The following is an 18,648-nucleotide window of genomic DNA, read 5'->3' as shown; positions in this document are numbered from 1 at the left end:
CATGATGGTGAAGCTGCGCTTGAACCTGCATCTGTACTATTACCGGCTGCTGTTCCTGCTCGGGCTGAAAAGCCAGGAAATCTACTACATCGGAGGCAGCGAGGCGCTGCCTCCCCCGCTCACCCGGGAAGAGGAGGAGTATTTGCTGGAGCGGCTGCCGTCCGGCGACAGCGCGATCCGGGCGATGCTCATCGAGCGCAATTTGCGGCTCGTCGTCTACATCGCGCGCAAATTCGAGAACACCGGCATCCACATCGAGGATCTCGTGTCGATCGGAGCGATCGGACTGATCAAGGCGGTCAATACGTTCGATCCCGAGAAGAAGATCAAGCTCGCGACGTACGCCTCCCGCTGCATCGAGAACGAGATCCTCATGTTCCTGCGGCGCAACAGCAAGACGCGGACGGAAGTCAGCTTCGACGAGCCGCTCAACATCGACTGGGACGGCAACGAGCTGCTGCTGTCGGACGTGCTCGGCACGGAGAACGACACGATCTACCGCAACATCGAGGAGCAGGTCGACCGCAAGCTGCTGCACAAGGCGCTTGACAAGCTCACCGAGCGCGAGCGCATCATCATGGAGCTGCGCTTCGGCCTTGCCGACGGGGAAGAGAAGACGCAGAAGGACGTCGCCGACCAGCTCGGCATCTCGCAGTCGTACATCTCGCGGCTGGAGAAGCGGATCATCAAGCGGCTGCGCAAGGAGTTCAACAAGATGGTCTGAGCCCGGCCCGGCGCCAAGCGGCTCGAGGCGGAGGGCAGACGGAATGAGGACGGCCGGCATCGCTGCAGATGCCGGTTTTTTCGCGGCTTTTTCGGAAAAAACAACTTTAATGAAAAAAAGCTTTGATTTTGAGAACGAGTCTCACTACAATGTTTGTATAGGTTTTCCTTTCATAATTCAACGCAGAAATGAGTGAAGAAATGCTCCGCCGATTCTTCTCGTACTATCGTCCGTACAAAGGACTGTTCATCCTCGACTTCACCTGCGCCGTCATCGCCGGCCTGCTGGAGCTCGCGTTCCCGATCGCCGTCGGCCGCTTCACGGACGACCTGCTGCCTACCGGCAACTGGAGCCTCATCGTCTGGGCGTCGGTCGGCCTGCTGGCCGTCTATGGCGTCACGGCGCTGCTGAACTACATCGTCACCTACTGGGGCCATATGCTCGGCATCAACATCGAGACCGACATGCGGCGCAACCTGTTCGGCCATGTGCAGAAGCTCAGCTTCCGCTTTTTCGACAACAACAAGACCGGGCATCTGATCGGCCGCATGACCAACGACCTCAACGACATCGGCGAGCTCGCGCATCACGGTCCGGAGGATGCGTTCATCGCCGTCATGACGCTCGTCGGGGCGTTCGGCCTGATGGCGTACCTCAACCTGGAGCTGGCGATCATCAGCTTCATCATCGTGCCGGTGCTCGCCTGGATGATCATCTACTTCGGCAAGCGGATGGGGCAGACGTACGGCCGGATGTTCGGCAACGTCGGCAACTTCAACGCCCGTATCGAGGACAACGTCGGCGGCATCCGCGTCGTGCAGTCGTTCGCCAACGAGGAGCATGAGAACAAGCTGTTCGCGGTCGAGAACGCGAACTACCGCCAGACCAAGCTGATCGCCTACAAGACGCTGTCCGCCAGCATGACGCTCAACTACGTGATGATGCGGCTCATCACGGTGCTGATCCTGCTGTTCGGAGCCTGGTTCTATATCGATGGCCGCATCGAGATGGGCGAGTTCCTGGCGTTCCTGCTGCTCTCCAACGTGTTCTTCCGTCCGATCGAGAAGATCAACGCCATCATCGAGAGCTATCCCAAGGGCATCGCCGGCTTCGGCCGCTACTGCGAGATCATGGACACCGATCCGGACATCAAGGACAAGCCGGACGCCGCCGTCCTCGAGCGGGCGAAGGGCGCGATCGAGTTCAAGAACGTAAGCTTCAGCTACGAGCCGGGCCGCCCGATCCTGAAGGGCATCGACCTGACGATCCGGCCGGGCGAGACGGTCGCCTTCGTCGGTCCCTCCGGAGCCGGCAAGACGACGATCTGCAGCCTGCTGCCGCGCTTCTACGAGGTCGACGGCGGCTCGATCACCGTCGACGGCCATGACATCCGCGACGTGACGGTGGAGTCGCTGCGTCGCAACATCGGCATCGTGCAGCAGGACGTGTTCCTGTTCTCGGGCACGATCCGCGAGAACATCGCCTACGGCGACCTGGGCGCGACCGACGAGCAGGTATGGGACGCCGCGCGCCGGGCGTCGCTCGACGAGCTGATCCGCTCGCTGCCGGACGGCATGGACACGGTCATCGGCGAGCGCGGCGTCAAGCTGTCCGGCGGGCAGAAGCAGCGGATGAGCATCGCCCGCATGTTCCTCAAAAACCCGCCGATCCTCATCCTCGACGAGGCGACCTCCGCGCTCGACACCGAGACGGAGGCGGCGATCCAGGCGGCGCTGGCGGAGCTGTCCGTCGGCCGCACGACGCTGGTCATCGCGCATCGCCTCAGCACGGTGCGGAGCGCCGACCGCATCCTCGTCGTCAACAGCAGCGGCATCGCCGAGGAAGGCCGGCATCAGGAACTGGTCGCGGCCGGAGGCATCTACAGCCGCCTGCATGTCGCCCAGATGAGCCAGGCGTAAGACGAATCTCGGCAAGTTCGAAACGCCGCCTTCCCATCGTGGAGGGCGGCTATTTTTTTGCAAGCCATTGACAGTCAGGTGTATGATGCGCATAATACACATAGATCGTGTATGAACCAAGTAGTACACACACTTAGAAGCGAGGTGTGAGATGGGCATCGACGAATGGCCGGAGCTGGCCATGAACAGCCGCGATCCGGTCTACCTGCAGGTCGTCCGGCACTTCAAGGAGCTGATCGCGACCGGCTGGCTGGAGGCGGGACAGCATGTGCCTTCCCGCAGGGAGCTCGCGGCGCGGATGAAGATCAACCCCAATACGGCCCAGAAGGCGTACAAGGAAATGGAGGAACAGCAATTGATCGTCACGGAAGGCAATTCTCCCAGCCGGATCACCAGCGACGCGGCCACGCTGAGAAGCATCCGCTCCGAGCTGCTCGGCGAGGCGGTTCAGGCATTCGTCGAATCGGTGCGCCGTCTGGACGCTCCGGTCGAGGAGCTGGTCGAGCTCGTGCGCGAGAAATACGGGCGGGGCGAAGCAGCGGCTGAGCCGAGCGAGGGAGGGCCGCTGCCATGATCGAGGTCAGCGACATCCGCAAGAAATACCGGCGCAAGCAAGTGCTCGGCGGCGTCTCGTTCCAGGCGCAGAAGGGGCAGATCACCAGCCTGATCGGACTGAACGGCGCCGGCAAGTCGACGGTGCTGAAGGCGATCATGGGGCTGACGCCGATCGACGGCGGGAGCATCCGCATCGGCGGCCAGGCGATCTCGCCCGCGGCATACAATACGATCGCCTTCATCCCCGACCGGCTGACGATGCCGGGCTCGATGCGGCTGCGCGACGGCCTGCAGTTCATGGCCGACTTCTATCCGCGCTGGAATCCGGCGCGAGCCGAGGATCTGATGAGCTTTTTCCGCCTGGAGCGGGGAGAGAAGATCGGCCGCCTGTCCAAGGGCACGGCGATGAAGTTCAACCTCGTGCTCGGCATGGCGCAGGACGTCGACTACGTGCTCATGGACGAGCCCTTCTCCGGCATCGACCTGTTCAGCCGCGAGCTGATCGCCGAGGTGTTCACGAGCCAGCTCGTCGAGGACCGGGGCGTGCTCATCACGACGCATGAGATCGGCGACATCGAGCATCTGATCGACCATGCGGTGCTGCTGGATCAAGGCCGCGTCGTCCGCGACTTCGACTGCGAGCAGATGCGCGAGGAGCACGGCAAGTCGGTCATCGACGTCATGAGGGAGGTGTACCGGGGATGAAGACGAATCTGATTGCGCTGCTCAAGCTGGCGGATCTGGAAATCCGCCGGTTCCGCGGCATTCTCCTCGGCTTGATGGCGCTCGTCGCGCTGATCCAGCTTGGCGGGCTGTCGATGGTGACCCGAACCCGGCTCAGCCAGATCGAAAGCCAGATCGAGCGGAGCGGCATGACGCTCGCCGAATTCAAGCTCCAAAACAGCGGCCTTTCCCTGCTGGAGCTGCTTGGAGAGCTGGACGGCGTTACGGGCGTCGCGATCGCCTGCTGCATCGTCGTCGTCGCCGCCTACACGCTGATCATCTGGTACCGGGATTGGTTCGGCCGGGCGAGCTTCGCCTACCGGCTGCTCATGCTGCCTCATCCCCGTTTCCTGCTCTATCTGTCCAAGCTGGCGGCGATCCTGACGTTCGTCTTCAGCCTGTTCGCTTGGCAGATCGTCATCGTCGCCGGACAGATGCTGCTGTACCACGTCCAGATTCCGCACCAGCTGCGCATCGAACGAACGTTCATCGATACGATCCGAAGCACGGATCTCGTCATCTTCATTCCGGTGCGGCTGACGGAATTCCTGCTCGTGTACGGCCTCGGCCTCGTCATCGTGCTGCTGCTGTTCACGACGGCGCTGCTCGAGCGCAGCTACCGGCTCAAAGGACTGCTCGGAGGCTTGGCGCTCAGCGCGGCGGCGTTCGTGCTGCTCGTCTGGCTATGGGCAGGGGCGGAGGACAGGGGCAGCTTTCTTTACCCTACCGAGCTGCTGGCGCTCTTCATCGGCGTGCTGCTCGTCAGCGCGGCAGCGGCCCTCTGGCTCGGCTGGCGTCTGCTGCGCGGCAAGGTCTCGGTCTAAGGAGGACTTATGAAAAAATACGGATACAGCATCGGACTGGCGGCGCTCAGCGCGCTCGTCCTGATCGGTTACGTTGCCGCGGCGTCAGCGGATCGCAAGCCTCCTTACCGGCTGACGACGGAGGAGGGGGACGCAGCGGTCATGAACGGCTTCGTCCTGGACGGCCTCGGCTCCCGATTGACGGCTGACGGCGGCAGAGAGCGGACCGGCAGCAGGTTCCTTTCCGCGCCGTTCCATGACTTGATGGAGCCGGACCACTACTACTCGGAGCGGAACGAGCTCATTCTCGCCCATCGCTCGTTCATGAGGGGCCATCGGATGGATGATTCGTACTATCGGGATGACGCTACGGTCATCGGAGCCGATCTGGACGACGAGCGCTCGACGATCGACGTCCGCCTGCTTGACCGGGCGAGCGGCGGCGTCCGCGAGCTCGAGGTTCCGATCGAGCTTCCGGCAGGAACGAAGCAGTCTGATTTTCATTCTTACAACCGCAGCATCGTGGACGTGCAGCTGGAGAACGGACGGATCCATCTTTTGGTCCGCGGCGACTACTCGCCGTTGACGGAGGGGCAGCGTCTGTGGGTTTACGAGGACCACATTGTAGACAGCGCCTCCGGAGAGCGTGTCGGCACGGTCGAGGTTTTCCGTAATGCGCCTGAAACGGAGCTGCCTCGCGAAACGACTGTGGAGCTCATCGAGGAAGTGCGGCAAATGGACGCCTCCGGCATCGTCATGCTGAACGTGAAGCGGCTCAAGCATGATGATGGGACGAACCAGGAACAGCCGTCGCCGCCATTGCTGCAGGAGTGGCGCCTCGTCGGCTACGATTATGCCAGCGGCGAGACCTGGGAGCTGCCCAAGGCGGGCATGGATCGGCTCAAGCAAGGGCTGGAGCCGCGCCTGCACGGCGGAATTCTCTATGCTTTCAAGGAGCACATTGAAAAGCCGGTCATCCACTTCCTCGACCCGCGCTCGGGAGAGGCGGCTGCGGAGCCGCTTCCGCTCGAAGAGTCCGACATTCCGCAACGGAGCGTCAGGCTGCAGGACGGCCGGATCTACGACAACTTCTTGGCCGGCAAAAAACCGACCGTCGTCGTCTACGACGAAGCTTCGCGCCGCGTCCTGTACCGGGGCAGCGTGGAGCAGGCCGATCCGCGCGCGGAGCCGGTCGACTACAAGTATTTCTCCTTGAATTTCTATGGGAAATGAACCGTCTATGCCGGCCCAAGCCGGGGCAATCCTGCCCCGTTTTTTTTTATCTCGCGCTGGCGATGGGGAAACCCTTCCGGCGCCTGCCTGAAGGCGCTTACCGGATGCTCTCGGGGGATGCGGACGGAGCTTCCGGCAGGAATAAAAATGAAGCCCGAGGAGATAATGCTTATTAATGTTTCTCCTTGGGAGGTAGTCACGTTGACCCGAAATAAAGTCGAGATCTGTGGAGTGGATACCGCCAAACTCCCCGTCCTTACCAATGTTGAAATGAGAGAGCTGTTCACCGCTCTTCAGACGAAAAACGAGTGGTCGGCCAGAGAGAAGCTGGTGAATGGAAACCTGCGGCTGGTGCTCAGCGTCATCCAGCGGTTCAACAATCGCGGAGAGTTCGTGGACGATCTGTTCCAGGTCGGCTGCATCGGGCTGATGAAGGCCATCGATAACTTTGATCTCGGTCAGAACGTCAAGTTCTCGACCTACGCCGTGCCGATGATCATCGGCGAGATCCGGCGCTATTTGCGGGACAACAATCCGATCCGCGTCTCCCGCTCCCTGCGCGACATCGCCTACAAGGCGCTGCAGGTGCGCGACGCGCTGACGAACCAGAATTCCCGCGAGCCGACGATTTTCGAGATTTCCGAGGCGCTCGGCGTGCCCAAGGAGGATGTCGTGTTCGCGCTGGACGCGATCCAGGATCCGGTCTCGCTGTTCGAGCCGATCTACCACGACGGCGGCGATCCGATCTACGTCATGGACCAGATCAGCGACGACCGCAACAAGGATGTCGGCTGGATCGAGGAGATCGCGCTGCGCGAGGCGATGCACAAGCTCGCCCAGCGCGAGAAGATGATCCTCTCCATGAGGTTTTTCGAGGGCAAGACGCAGATGGAGGTCGCGGACGAGATCGGCATCAGCCAGGCTCAGGTGTCGCGCCTCGAGAAGTCGGCCATCCAGCAGCTGCAGAAGCATGTGAAGACCTGAATAGCGGATTCAGAACTCAAAGGGCGCCGATCGGCGCCTTTTTTTCCGCGTCCGGAGGGCTGTTCGCCTCGTCCGGAACATATACATGGAAGGGACCGAAACCATCCTAGGACGGGAAGTGCGCCTCATGATCATGAAAATCTCCGACTTTCAGACGAAGGATGTCATCAATATCATCGACGGCAAGCGTCTGGGCCAGATCACCGACATGGAGATCGACCTTCGGCAGGGGCGGATCGAATCGATCGTCGTGCCGCATTACACGAAGTTTTTCGGCATGTTCGGCAACGGCAGCGAGCTCGTCATCCCATGGCGCAACATCGTCAAGATCGGAGCCGACGTCGTGCTCGTGCGCATGGAGAATGCCGGCGCGAAGACGTATCTGGAGGACGACGACATTCAGGTGAAGCCGCTGCAGCGGCGGGAGCCGTAGCGGGGACGGAGCGGCTCGTGCTACACTAGACGACGAGGTGAGGATCGGATGGAGCCGTTCGTTCAGCGACATAGACGGGATGAGGCGAAGGAAGCTTCGCTTTTTTTGTTGGAATCATGGGTAAAGGAAAAGGACGGACTTACGGCCGGCTTCACGGGACGAGGCGGCGGGAAGAGCGGGGAGCCGTGGGCGTCGCTCAACCTCGGCCTGCATGTCGGCGACCGCGATGCGGACGTCGTCGACAACCGCCGCCGGCTGACGGAGGCTCTCGGCTGGCCGGCGGAGGCGTTCGTCTGCGGCGAGCAGGTGCACGGCTGCGCGGTGCAGGCGGTCGGTGCGGCGGACGCGGGGCGGGGCTTGTCGAGCCGTGCGACGGCCGTGCCGGACACCGACGCGCTCATGACGGATGAGCCCGGCGTGCTGCTCGTCTCCTTGTATGCCGACTGCGTGCCGCTTTATTTCTGGGACCCCGTCCGAGAGGCGGTCGCGCTGGCCCATGCCGGCTGGAAAGGCACCGTGCTCGAGATCGCCCGCCGCACGGTCGAGGCGATGGCGGAGCGTTACGGCAGCGTGCCGGCGGACATCCGCGCGGCGATCGGTCCGTCCATCGGTCCGTGCTGCTACGAGGTGGATGAGCCGGTGCTCGAGCGCGTCCGGCCGCTGCTCGCAGAGCTGGCGGAGGCGGGCATCGTCCGGCTGGCCGAGACGATCGAGCCGTCGTCGCCAGGGCACGGCCGCCTGAACTTGAAAGAGCTGAACCGACAGATTATGATAAAAGCAGGAATTTTGCCGACCCGTATCGAATGTTCGGAGTGGTGCACCGGCTGCCGCCGCGACCTGTTCTTCTCCCACCGCATGGAGGGAGGGCGTACGGGAAGGATGGCGAGCTGGATCGGCATGAAGGGCAGGTGACGCCGATGCCGCTCTTGGAGCGCAAGGCGCAAGTAGACCGGAGGATCGCGGAGGCGTGCCGCCGTGCGGGGCGCGATCCCCGCGAGGTGAGCGTCATCGCGGTCACCAAGTATGTCTCGCTGGAACGGACGCGCGAGGCGCTGGCGGCGGGCTGCCGCCAGCTCGGCGAGAACCGCTGGCAGGACGCCCGCGCCAAGTGGGAGGCGCTGGCGGAGGAGTACGGAGCGGACCGGACGGGAGAATCTGTCGAGTGGCATTTCATCGGCTCGCTGCAGACCAACAAGGCCAAGGACGTCGTAGGCAAGTTTACATACATCCATTCGCTGGACAGGCTCCCGCTGGCGGAGGCGATACACCGCAAGGCGGCCGCGCTCGGCATCCAGGTGCCCTGCTTCATCCAGGTGAACGTCTCCGGCGAGCTGTCCAAGCACGGCCTGGAGCCGGCGGATCTGGAGGAGCTGGCGAGGGGGCTGCGGGATTATCCGTCCGTCCTCCCGGTCGGGCTGATGACGATGGCTCCGCATGAGGAGGACCCGGAGGCGACTCGGCCGGTATTCCGCCGGCTGCGCGAGCTGCGCGACGAGGCCAACGCCAAGGGCTGGTTCGCGGAGCCGCTGAGAGAGCTGTCGATGGGCATGTCCAACGATTTCGAGATCGCGATTGAGGAAGGCGCCACCCGGGTGAGGCTTGGAACCGTCCTGGTGGGCCATGAGGAGGAGCGTGTGTGAAGGTGATGAACCGGTTCATGAATTTCCTCGGCCTGCAGGACGAGGAGGAGATCATCGAGCGCGAGACCGTACAGGCGCATGACGAGCAGGAAGTTGAAACCTCACCGGCCGAAACGCGTAAGCAATCCAAAGGCAGCAACATCGTCAGCATCCATTCCCAGAAGAACATGCGGGTCGTGCTGAACGAGCCGCGTTCCTACGACGAGGCTCAGGAAATCGCGGACCATCTGCGCAACCGGCGCTCGGTCATCGTGAACCTGCAGCGCGTCCGCACGGACCTCGCCGTCCGCATCGTCGATTTCCTGAGCGGCACGGTCTATGCGCTGAACGGGCATATTTCCAAGCTCGGTCCAAATATTTTCTTGTGCACGCCGGATTCAGTCGATGTTCAGGGCACCATAACGGAAATGCTGGCAGAAGAAGACTTCAGAAAAAGATGAGGTGACCTAACCGTTGGGATTCGACTACGTCCGTCTCATCAATACGCTTGAGACGATCTACAGCTTCATGATCATCGGCTATATTCTGCTCTCCTGGCTGCCCAACGCGCGCGAGAGCTTTATCGGCGAGTTTCTGGGCAAGCTGGTCGAGCCCTACCTGAGCATTTTCCGCCGCTTCATCCCGCCGATCGGCGGCATGCTCGACATCAGCCCGATCGTCGCCCTGTTCGCGCTTCGCTTCGTCGCGTACGGGCTGATCGGAGTTCTGGATTTCCTGATCGGACGCTAGGATGATGTCGGGGTTTTACGATCATTTCCTTCCGGAAGAGCGGCCCTTCGTGGATCGCGTGCTGGAATGGATCGAGCGGTCCGCGGAGCTCCATGAGCTCAAGCGGACCGATTTTTTAGATCCGCGCCAGCAGAGCATCCTGCTGTCTCTGGCCAATCGCGAGCCGGCGGTGACGGTTCGGCTCGACGGAGGCTACGAGGGCGCGGAGCGCCGGAGAGCGCTCATCGCGCCCGAGTACCGATACCTCGATGCGGAGGACATCGCCATCGTCGTGCTCGACATCGAAGCGCCGTCCGGCGGGCGGCTGGAGCTCGATCACGGCGATTATCTGGGCGCGGTGCTCGGCCTCGGCATCAAGCGCGACCGCATCGGCGACATCCACGTCGGCGACGAGGGCGCGCAGCTGCTCGTGGCGTCGGACATCGCCGATTTTCTTAACGTCCATCTGCGTCAAGTCCACCGGGTGAACGTGCTGACCTCCGCCAAGCCGTTGGAGGCGCTGCGCCCCGTCGCCGTGGAGATGGACGAGATGACGTTCACCGTCGCCTCGCTGCGGCTGGACGGCGTCGCCAGCGACGTCTTCCGGATCAGCCGGACGAAGATCGTCGATCCGATCCGCGCCGGCCGCTGCCGCGTCAACTGGCGCACCGAGGAGGACCCGTCCAAGCCGCTGCGCGAAGGGGACGTCGTCTCCATCAAGGGGCTGGGGCGATTCAAGCTGCTTGAGGTCGACGGCGTCACCAAAAAAGGCCGCATCCGCGTGCGCGCGGGCAAATACGTTTAGCAAAGCAGGAAGCGTCGCCGGATGGCGCGCTGGATGACCCGCCGCCGCGAATGCAGGACAGGCCGGGGTCATCCTTTTTTTTACAGGGCGAAGGCTCTGTTGAAGGGGTCTGTTTTTGCCGATAGTAAAAAGGACGTCTTTTTTTTCGCGGCGTGTGGATTTTGCAGGAAAATGCCTTTACCTGTCGAAATTAATAAGCCACACCATGGACGGCCAAGACATCAGGAATCCAACCAAGCAGGAGGTGCCCCAATGCCGCTGACGCCATTGGACATACATAACAAGGAGTTCGGCCGGAGACTTCGCGGGTATGACGAGGATGAGGTCAACGAGTTCCTCGATCAGGTCATCAAGGATTACGAGGCGCTGATCCGGGAAAACAAGGACCTGCAAAACCAAATTCTCAACCTGCAGGAGAAGCTGAATCATTTCGCCAATATTGAGGAAACGCTCAGCAAGACTATCATCGTGGCGCAGGAAGCGGCCGACGAAGTCAAGGGCAACGCCAAGAAGGAAGCCCAGCTCATCATCAAGGAAGCGGAGAAGAATGCGGACCGCATCGTCAACGATTCGCTGATGAAGTCCCGCAAGGTGAGCCTAGAGGTCGAGGAGCTTAAGAAGCAGGCCTCCATCTACCGCACGCGGTTCCGCACGCTCGTCGAGGCGCAGCTGGAGCTGCTGTCCCAAGACGGCTGGGACAAGCTTGAGAGCGCATCGAGCACGCTGTCGATCGAGCATTCGAGCCGCTGAGTTCAACCGCATAGCCATCCGCTACGGGAAGCACCCGTTCGCACGAGCAACACGCGAACGGGTGCTTTTTGCCTTTTTTCTGGGTTAAACTTCCTTGGAATTATGTCCAGGCGTCTCCGAGCTGCCGATAAAGGAGGATGAGCGAAGGGGATTCAAGAGTTTTGGAGCATAAAGAATAGCCGGCGGAAGGCAAGCGGCCGCATATACAAAAGGTGGAGAAGGGTGAGTGAAGAAGATGAAAAAGACAGTTGTTAAGGCAGGACGGACCGGAGCGGTTAGAGGTGCCAACAATGCAGTGCTTAAAGCCATTTCGAGCGTAATTTCATTATCAGTCGTGGCAGGAAGCGGATTCATTTTTGCTGATCCTGCCTATGCGGGATTCGACTATACGGTCATCAAGCCGAAGGTGCAGGTAGAGGTCTTGTATAACGCGAGGAAGATCGAAACGCCAGGAGGCAAAGCGCAGCTCAAAGATGGTTCCGTTTTCGTTCCGATCCGGGCCGTATCCGAGACGCTGGGTGCCAAGGTGGCTTATTCCGGGAAAGAAGTGACAATCACCAAAGAGGGCAAGAAAATTCAGCTTACGATTGGAACGAAGCGGGTCCTTGTAAACGATAAGGCACTGACAGACATCGGGGCGTCGTTCACCTCTGCAGGTTCGACGATGGTCCCAATTCGGGTGATTTCGGAGAGCTTCGGGGAAGTCGTGGAGTGGGACAGTACGAATCAGTTTGTTTGGATTGGGAATAAAGATATCCCTCAGATAGATGCAGTCGGAGAGTTGAAATCGGGAAAGGAATTCTATTCCTACTTGTACAAATACCCGTTCATGATTAATAACCCACTAAAGGAAGGCGAGTATGTAAAGGTTTATTTAGTCGATAGAAGTGATTACCCGTTTAATGCTGACGGAAGGGTGTTCTATCGTGCAGAAAAGACGGTTAACTCGAAAAACGAGGATTACCTTGCTCTTTATACTTCTTATAGGGGTTCATTCCCAATGAGTATCAGTTTTCTGGAAACCGATAAAAAACCTAGAACAAGAACCGAGATAAGAGCAATGCGATCACTAGGGAATACTTCGGTAATAAACTATTTCCCCAAAATTGCAAGTGTGGATATGGAAAATTATGATGATAAGGATTGGGAGAGATTTGATCCCTCTAAACCTTCCTACGTTTATTTAACGGCATTTAGTGATGTGGCAGTAATTTCAAAAAATCCTTGGAAATAAGTTGCGGGGTGCATAGAAGGTGAAAAATCTAACGCGAATTTTAATATTCTTTCTATTAATGACTGCGTTACCTTTCTACCCGATTCAGAAAGCTAGTGCCGATGTTGACGGTAGTGCTAATATACAGCCAGTGTATAATTCGAGTAAAAACAAGTGGTACGGGGTAGGATTTATGTCTTACGAGATCATGTCTAATTCTGGAGGAAGCTGGAGTGGTCAAGACAAACCCGGTGGTGCAAATCGAGTTATGGAAGACGATTATAGATTCTCATTTCCCGGAAGGTCGATTAAAACTGTCAATGTATTGAGCTTTTCTTATACCGGAGAAAATATAGACTATTTTAATAATTCAAGGATGGACATCGCTTCAAATAAACCAGATAAGAAGACATGGCCTGATTATGTACGGTATGTCCCAAATACTCGAGATAAGAACGGAACTCCTCAGGTGACTAACCGAGGAGGAATTGGAACAAGTACGGTAACATTCCATCTAAAAATCGTGGGGGATCTGGATTCTCCAGAGAACTACGACTCTAGGACTAACGATGGATCTTGCAGTACCTGTAATAGTGGTGTAAAAGCTTATAAATACTTTTTCCCCGTTCTCTTCGAATTTGAGCTAGACGGACAAGTAAACGTAAATCATTATTTGACGGACGGCACGAAGATTAATGAAGTTTTCCCAGCTCAGAGCTATCGGATGACGGTAGGAAATCAATACCCTACGGGAAATCCTCAGTCACATGCAGAGTACGAATATGTGGGACACAAGAAAAGCACGACTGGAGGTGCGCCTGAAGGAGGAATTGTATCGGGCAATCCGAGCAAGTTTACCTATAATGGACTATTTGACACCTATAACTTGAATCTTTACTACAAGAAAAAGACATCAGGCGGAGACCCAGCAGCAGGAGAAGTGAATATCCGTCACATGGTTCGAGCCGGTCCGACCGGAGCTTACGTCAATAAAAACGAAGAAAGCTTGGAAGCATCCCCACTTCCTTACTCAAAGACGTATACTGCAACGACGAGCTACGGCACCCTGATCGGATCTAATCTTTCGTATACAACATTCGACTCTATACCGACGAGCAAGCCGGATCAACAAGTACAACTGACGAAAGCTGTTCCTAAAGCTTACTTATCCTTTTTTTACGAGGAAGCGCCTAAAAGCTTCACGGGCGATTTTGACGTCATAAAACCGGTTATCGCCTATCGGGACACCTTCTCTTTAAAACCCAAAGATTTTGTCCTGAACCAGTGCACCTATGTTTCTCATACCTGGCAAATCAAGCAGGGGCCGTACACCTATACAAGCCCGGCGTATTACAACTATTCCACGGAGACGTCGTATTCGTTCGAGAGATGGCCTTCTCTTCTAGGCGTCGGCACCTTCCAGGTGTACATGATCCTTAAGACAAGCTGCGGGGAAGCCGAGGTCGGCCCCAAGATGTTGACCATTACCGGCCCGTCCAAGAACAGCCCGCCGGTCATCAAAATCGGATGGATCGATCCGTCCGGTGATCCGACGAAACCGGTCTCTTCAACGCCGCAGAATGAGCGTCTGACCTTGAACGTGCTCAGCATTTCGGATCCCGATCCAGGGGACAGCGTAACATTTGAAGGCTATGACTTCTCCGGGAGTTCCAGCGAATGGATTCGCAATCTTCCGAATCGATTCGGCGGCGAGACGATGATGTGGGAGTATCCAAACGTCACGATGGATCAGAATGGATTTTATTCCATCTGCGCCACCGTCCGGGACCAGTGGGGAGCCACCGGCAGCGGATGCACCAGCATCAATGTCGTGCCGCCCAACCCGATTCCGATCATCAATGGTCCATCTCAAATCCGGGAAGACCGGCCCTACTCCCCTAAATTTGACGCTAACAGCAGCTACAGTCCAATCAAAGGGCGGACCATTGACCACGCTCGCGACGAGTGGTCTGGCATCAGAGAAATCTACGACACGCCGGGCGAGTACAAGATCAAGCTGGATGTCTATGACAGCTTAGGCTTGAAATCGCTTCAGCCGGCCGAAAAGATGCTTACTGTCCTCGAAGACATGCCGCCGGTTCCCAAGCTGGAGTTTCCGAGTCCAGCGCTACGGAATGCAAGCGTCGCGTTCAAAAACACCAGCTACTCTCCGGACGGAGACAATATCGTCCTGAACCAGGTGGCGTATCGCTACGATGCGAATAATGACGGCAACTACTCCGAACCCGAAGTCACCATCACCATGCGAGCAGACAAGACGTTTGACTTCAAAGGAGCCAAAGTCGGCCGGTATCGATTCAAAGTGTATGTAAAAGAAGACTACGGCAAGGAGGCTACAGGCTACTTTGACTTTGAGGTCATCAACGACGCCCCGCAGGTATCATTCGACGTCACTTCCGAAAGCCTGGAGCCTGAACCCCTTGTGTCGGTACCGATCAGCACGAAAACAATGGCAGAAGATCGCACCAAGTGGGGAAACAGCAACTTTGGAGCCGAGACAAAAATTTCTTCCTGGGTCTACAATCCAGCAAATGGAGCCTTGGCTGCCCCGTGGGCGACGTTCAACCGCGCGGAGCTCTTCATGGTTGGAAACGACGGATATCCTCGGACCGTACGCAGCAATCCGGTCGATGATCGTTCCTTTACCGGTTTCATGCAGTCAGCCCTTTTATCTGGCGGCGTCACGGCCATCTCCAACTACGATAAAAATACGTACGTCTACACGTACGATTTTTATCGGGATGGAGTGAAAATCGGCAGCCGAACGGGACTAGAAGGCATCGTTGCAGTTGATCTGTACACGGGGATTGTGCACACCCGGCTGTATGGCGATGCCAGCAAAATCAGAAGTTACTACGCCGATTCCTTCCTTAATCCTGCCGGAACCCCGTTTGCCATACGGGGAGAAGTGTATGCCAACGGCAAATGGATCAAAGTCGATTACCCTACGGTACTGGGAACGACGCCGAACCTGAATGCAGGCAGCGTGCCGACAGCTTTTTCCGACCATCTCTACTACTATGCGGAGTACCAGAACAGCAGCAACGGAACTCCACTAAAAACATCGTTCACATGGGACGGAGTGAAGAGCGAAAAGCAATGGTACAACAACACCGAATATGAGCATAACTATATTCTCGGAGCCGAGTCCATTGTCGCCGGCAGCGTCGATAAAGACATGAACTATGTCACCTCGTCGTACCGTACCTTCTCCAGTTCATCGAAAGTCTATTTTAGCCGGAATCTGGAGGATGACACGGACCGGTACCAGAACCTTATTCGTACACCAGACGACCGTATCTTTGTCACGTTTGATGGAAAATGGGTCGTAACCAACACGGGTGTTTATGATCGGAACCATCCCTACTCCTACGCGGATCCAATCTCCAGCTTTGACTATGGGACCCGAGTCATGCACGTGACCGATACGAACTACGCTTTGCTGGACAACTACGAGCGAGGGGCAAAGCTGATCCGAATTCAAGATAACGGAACGATAACGACCATCCGAGATTATCCTCAGCTGCAGTCCATTTATAGAAACATACGGATTGATAATCAGAACAACTTCGTCTTCCAAGACCGGGAGACGCTATACAAGATCAGCACGTCCGACTTCTCGCTCACGCAGCTGGCGGCCGTAGGCAATTTCGCCGTGCCGATCAACAACGGTGCTTTTACGGTGGCAACCAACGACCGGCGAACAGAAGTCTATGCGCCTCGCGAAAGTCGGCCGGAAGGAGCCTATATCTCTTCCCACAACCAACTGCTCGGTCAAGCAAAGATGAAGAATGTCTCGTACAGTTTCAAGATGAAGCTTAACATGTCAGCTCCGTCGTATCTCTATTCGGGCTATTCGTTCCACGCGCAGGATAACCGGAACATGTACCGCGTCGAGGTCAATCATGACTCAGTCAGCCTGGTCCAGGTCGCCGGAGGAACGAGGAAGGTGCTTCAAAGCGCATCCTATCCAATCAATCTGGCCCAAAAGTACACGTTTAAGATTCAAGTTCTCGACGGAAAGATCAAGGTCTATGTAGACGGCACGCCTGTCATTGACATCAACGAGACTACGTACACAGAAGGAAAGTTTGGGCCGTTCGCCGAGATTCCCAAAACGGAATTTTTCCAGGTGAGCTATACGGACCTGACCCCAATCAGTACGGCGACCGTGCTGAACGGCGTCGGCCTCGTCGGGAAACCGCTGATCTATACGATCCGGAACACGGACACGGAGAACGATCCGTTAATCAAGGACCTGACCTCATGGAAGTACGTCCAGCTGTCCCAGAAATTCCTCGATGCCCAGGACGGCAAATCAGGAGCTTCTGCCTTGAGCGGGAAATGGTTTACAGCGCCTGCTGCTATCATCGACAAGGTGGGCTTGTATCGAATCAGCTACAAGTCCAAGGATGATCCGCATCCTGACTATTTCTATCCGAAGATGGACTTCGACGAATACCGCAAGGAGAGCAACGAGTCGGTACGCGATGTCATCATCCACCGGCCGCCAATTTCCGATTTCGATGTCTCGCTCGCATCGAACGGGACTGTCTTGTGGACGGACCGCAGCCGGGACCCCGATCGGTATTTGTCGAGCAGCCATTACTCGACCGAAGCGACGGGCATCGACTACTTCCGGACAAAAGGCGTGCTGGAGAAGAAGTTTTATTATATCTCTCCATCGGGCAAATTCGTTCGAACCAAGTTGGTTACCCCGGATGAAATCGGAGAATATACGGTTGGCCTGGCGGTGAAGGATGAATACGAAGCCTGGAGCGATTACACGGAGAAAACCGTCTACGTCGGCACGCTGCCGCAGCCGGACGAGCCTCCGCACGCCGGCTTCAACCTGAGCCGCACGACGACGTATCGAGGCGTCGAGATCAGCATGGATTCAACGGCCTGGGACAAGGAAGACGGGGCGCGGCAAAATCTTCCCCATGACTACTTCATCCGCAATTTGGACGGCGGGACGGAAATGATGGCCAGCCAAAGCCGAACGATTTGGACCAAGACGTTCAGCACGATGGGAACTTTCCGAATCCGTCAGGTGGTGGAGGACAAGCTGGGCCAGACCGATACGGTTTCAAAAACGGTCCAAGTCGTCAATCGGATCCCGACCGCGGACATCTTCGCTCCTTCGTCTGCCGATCAGACGAAGCCGGAAAAGCTGACTGAGTTCCGCCCGAAATTCAAATGGACCTATGGCGATGCGGACAGCGATCCGCAAGCAAAGTACCAGGTGAAGATTTACCGCTATGGGGGCGTCATCGTCCACGATTCGGGCATCAAGAACGGGAGCGACGAAACCTACATTCCCGCAGCCGATCTTCCGGAGTACACGAATCTTTACATCGTGGTCAAAGTTTTGGACGGCTTCGATTGGGGGGAGAGCGCGCCGAAGTTCTTCTACATCGAGACGAACCGCCCGCCGGCAGCGGACTTCGACTGGACGCCGAAGCCGGTCTACGAAGGCGACCCGATCCAGCTGCTCGACCGCTCGTCCGATCCGGACGGAGACGCGCTTACGGCGAAATGGACCGTGCTCGACCCGTCGGGCCGGACGAGCTTGCATGCGGCTCCGCCGCTCCTTGAACGGTCCTTGCCCGGCACCTATCAGGTGACGCTGACGGTCAGCGACGGCAAGGCGGAAGCGACGGCGGCGAAGCCGATCCCGGTCGTGCCGCTTGGACTGAGCGCCGATGTCGGCCATACGGCGGACTGGAAGGAAATCCATGACCGGCTCGGCCACGAGACGGCGCAGCATCCGAAGGAGTTTTATGCCGGGGAGAAGCTGATCGTGCAAGGCTATCCGGTCCCGGCTCCGGTGCTGCAGGTGACGGCAAGCTTGACGGCCGGAGGCGGGCTGGACGCACGCTCCATCCTGAAGCCGGTGACGGCCGATCGCCATTATGCGGGCGAGCTGCATCACGAGCGGTGGGCGCATCTGACGGATGGACTGTCCAAGGGCGACTATACGATCCGCTTCGAGGTTGTGTACCGCAACGGCACCCGCAAGACGGCGGACGTGCCGATCCGCATCATCGGCTCGGCGCTCGGCGCCGCGGGCGTGCACCGCAAGCAATAGCGGCAGCCGCAGACGGACGGTTGACACCTTTTGCCGGTATGAGGTA

Annotated in this window: 16 protein-coding genes; all 16 read left to right on the top strand. The window is 57.9% G+C overall.

What is annotated here, in order from left to right; all coding sequences use genetic code 11:
• Position 1: 1 nt before the first annotated feature.
• The 16 genes from sigE (at position 2) to H582_RS31545 (ending at position 18,602) form a co-directional block, all read left to right on the top strand.
• The gene (gene sigE, locus H582_RS0101125) at positions 2-724 is read left to right on the top strand and encodes an RNA polymerase sporulation sigma factor SigE (RefSeq protein WP_028597009.1); all 723 of its coding nucleotides are present in this window, start codon (positions 2-4) and stop codon (positions 722-724) included.
• 200 nt (positions 725-924) lie between these two features.
• The gene (locus tag H582_RS0101120; RefSeq protein ID WP_028597008.1) at positions 925-2,643 is read left to right on the top strand and encodes an ABC transporter ATP-binding protein; all 1,719 of its coding nucleotides are present in this window, start codon (positions 925-927) and stop codon (positions 2,641-2,643) included.
• A gap of 151 nt (positions 2,644-2,794) precedes the next feature.
• The gene (locus H582_RS0101115; protein WP_028597007.1) at positions 2,795-3,217 is read left to right on the top strand and encodes a GntR family transcriptional regulator; all 423 of its coding nucleotides are present in this window, start codon (positions 2,795-2,797) and stop codon (positions 3,215-3,217) included.
• Positions 3,214-3,903, top strand: a complete 690-nt coding sequence (locus tag H582_RS0101110) for an ABC transporter ATP-binding protein (protein ID WP_028597006.1) — start codon at positions 3,214-3,216, stop codon at positions 3,901-3,903. Before H582_RS0101115 ends, H582_RS0101110 begins: the two co-directional genes overlap by 4 nt.
• A complete protein-coding gene (locus tag H582_RS0101105) occupies positions 3,900-4,745 on the top strand; it encodes a hypothetical protein (RefSeq protein ID WP_028597005.1) in 846 nt (281 codons plus the stop codon). Before H582_RS0101110 ends, H582_RS0101105 begins: the two co-directional genes overlap by 4 nt.
• 9 nt (positions 4,746-4,754) lie before the next feature.
• A complete protein-coding gene (locus H582_RS0101100; protein WP_028597004.1) occupies positions 4,755-5,957 on the top strand; it encodes a hypothetical protein in 1,203 nt (400 codons plus the stop codon).
• A gap of 201 nt (positions 5,958-6,158) precedes the next feature.
• Positions 6,159-6,941, top strand: a complete 783-nt coding sequence (gene sigG / locus H582_RS0101095; protein WP_028597003.1) for an RNA polymerase sporulation sigma factor SigG — start codon at positions 6,159-6,161, stop codon at positions 6,939-6,941.
• A gap of 133 nt (positions 6,942-7,074) precedes the next feature.
• A complete protein-coding gene (locus H582_RS0101090; RefSeq protein ID WP_028597002.1) occupies positions 7,075-7,374 on the top strand; it encodes a YlmC/YmxH family sporulation protein in 300 nt (99 codons plus the stop codon).
• 48 nt (positions 7,375-7,422) lie between these two features.
• Entirely contained in the window at positions 7,423-8,286 is an 864-nt protein-coding gene (gene pgeF / locus H582_RS0101085) for a peptidoglycan editing factor PgeF (RefSeq protein ID WP_028597001.1), read from the top strand.
• 5 nt (positions 8,287-8,291) lie between these two features.
• Positions 8,292-9,014, top strand: coding sequence for a YggS family pyridoxal phosphate-dependent enzyme (locus H582_RS0101080; RefSeq protein ID WP_028597000.1), 723 nt, complete (start codon positions 8,292-8,294; stop codon positions 9,012-9,014).
• Positions 9,011-9,454 (top strand): cell division protein SepF, encoded by a 444-nt coding sequence (locus tag H582_RS0101075; RefSeq protein ID WP_028596999.1) that lies wholly within the window; start codon positions 9,011-9,013, stop codon positions 9,452-9,454. The genes H582_RS0101080 and H582_RS0101075 overlap by 4 nt, the downstream gene beginning before the upstream one ends.
• Before the next feature lie 13 nt (positions 9,455-9,467).
• Positions 9,468-9,743: a YggT family protein gene (locus H582_RS0101070; protein WP_028596998.1), complete on the top strand. Its 276-nt coding sequence runs from the start codon at positions 9,468-9,470 to the stop codon at positions 9,741-9,743.
• Between the two features lies 1 nt (position 9,744).
• The gene (locus H582_RS0101065; protein WP_028596997.1) at positions 9,745-10,527 is read left to right on the top strand and encodes a YlmH family RNA-binding protein; all 783 of its coding nucleotides are present in this window, start codon (positions 9,745-9,747) and stop codon (positions 10,525-10,527) included.
• Positions 10,528-10,779: 252 nt separating this feature from the next.
• Complete coding sequence (locus tag H582_RS0101060) at positions 10,780-11,277, top strand: DivIVA domain-containing protein (RefSeq protein ID WP_028596996.1); 498 nt, start codon at positions 10,780-10,782, stop codon at positions 11,275-11,277.
• 235 nt (positions 11,278-11,512) lie between these two features.
• Positions 11,513-12,511 carry a copper amine oxidase N-terminal domain-containing protein gene (locus tag H582_RS29675; RefSeq protein WP_240478908.1) on the top strand — a complete coding sequence of 333 codons (999 nt, stop codon included), beginning with the start codon at positions 11,513-11,515 and terminating at the stop codon, positions 12,509-12,511.
• 703 nt (positions 12,512-13,214) lie between these two features.
• Positions 13,215-18,602 (top strand): PKD domain-containing protein, encoded by a 5,388-nt coding sequence (locus H582_RS31545; protein WP_156876685.1) that lies wholly within the window; start codon positions 13,215-13,217, stop codon positions 18,600-18,602.
• The last annotated feature ends 46 nt before the right edge of the window (positions 18,603-18,648 follow it).

The organism is Paenibacillus pasadenensis DSM 19293, from assembly GCF_000422485.1.
In the GTDB taxonomy this organism is placed as follows: domain Bacteria; phylum Bacillota; class Bacilli; order Paenibacillales; family Paenibacillaceae; genus Paenibacillus_O; species Paenibacillus_O pasadenensis.
The sequence above is the reverse complement of the archived record's forward strand: the minus strand, read 5'-3'. Positions and strand labels throughout refer to the sequence as shown.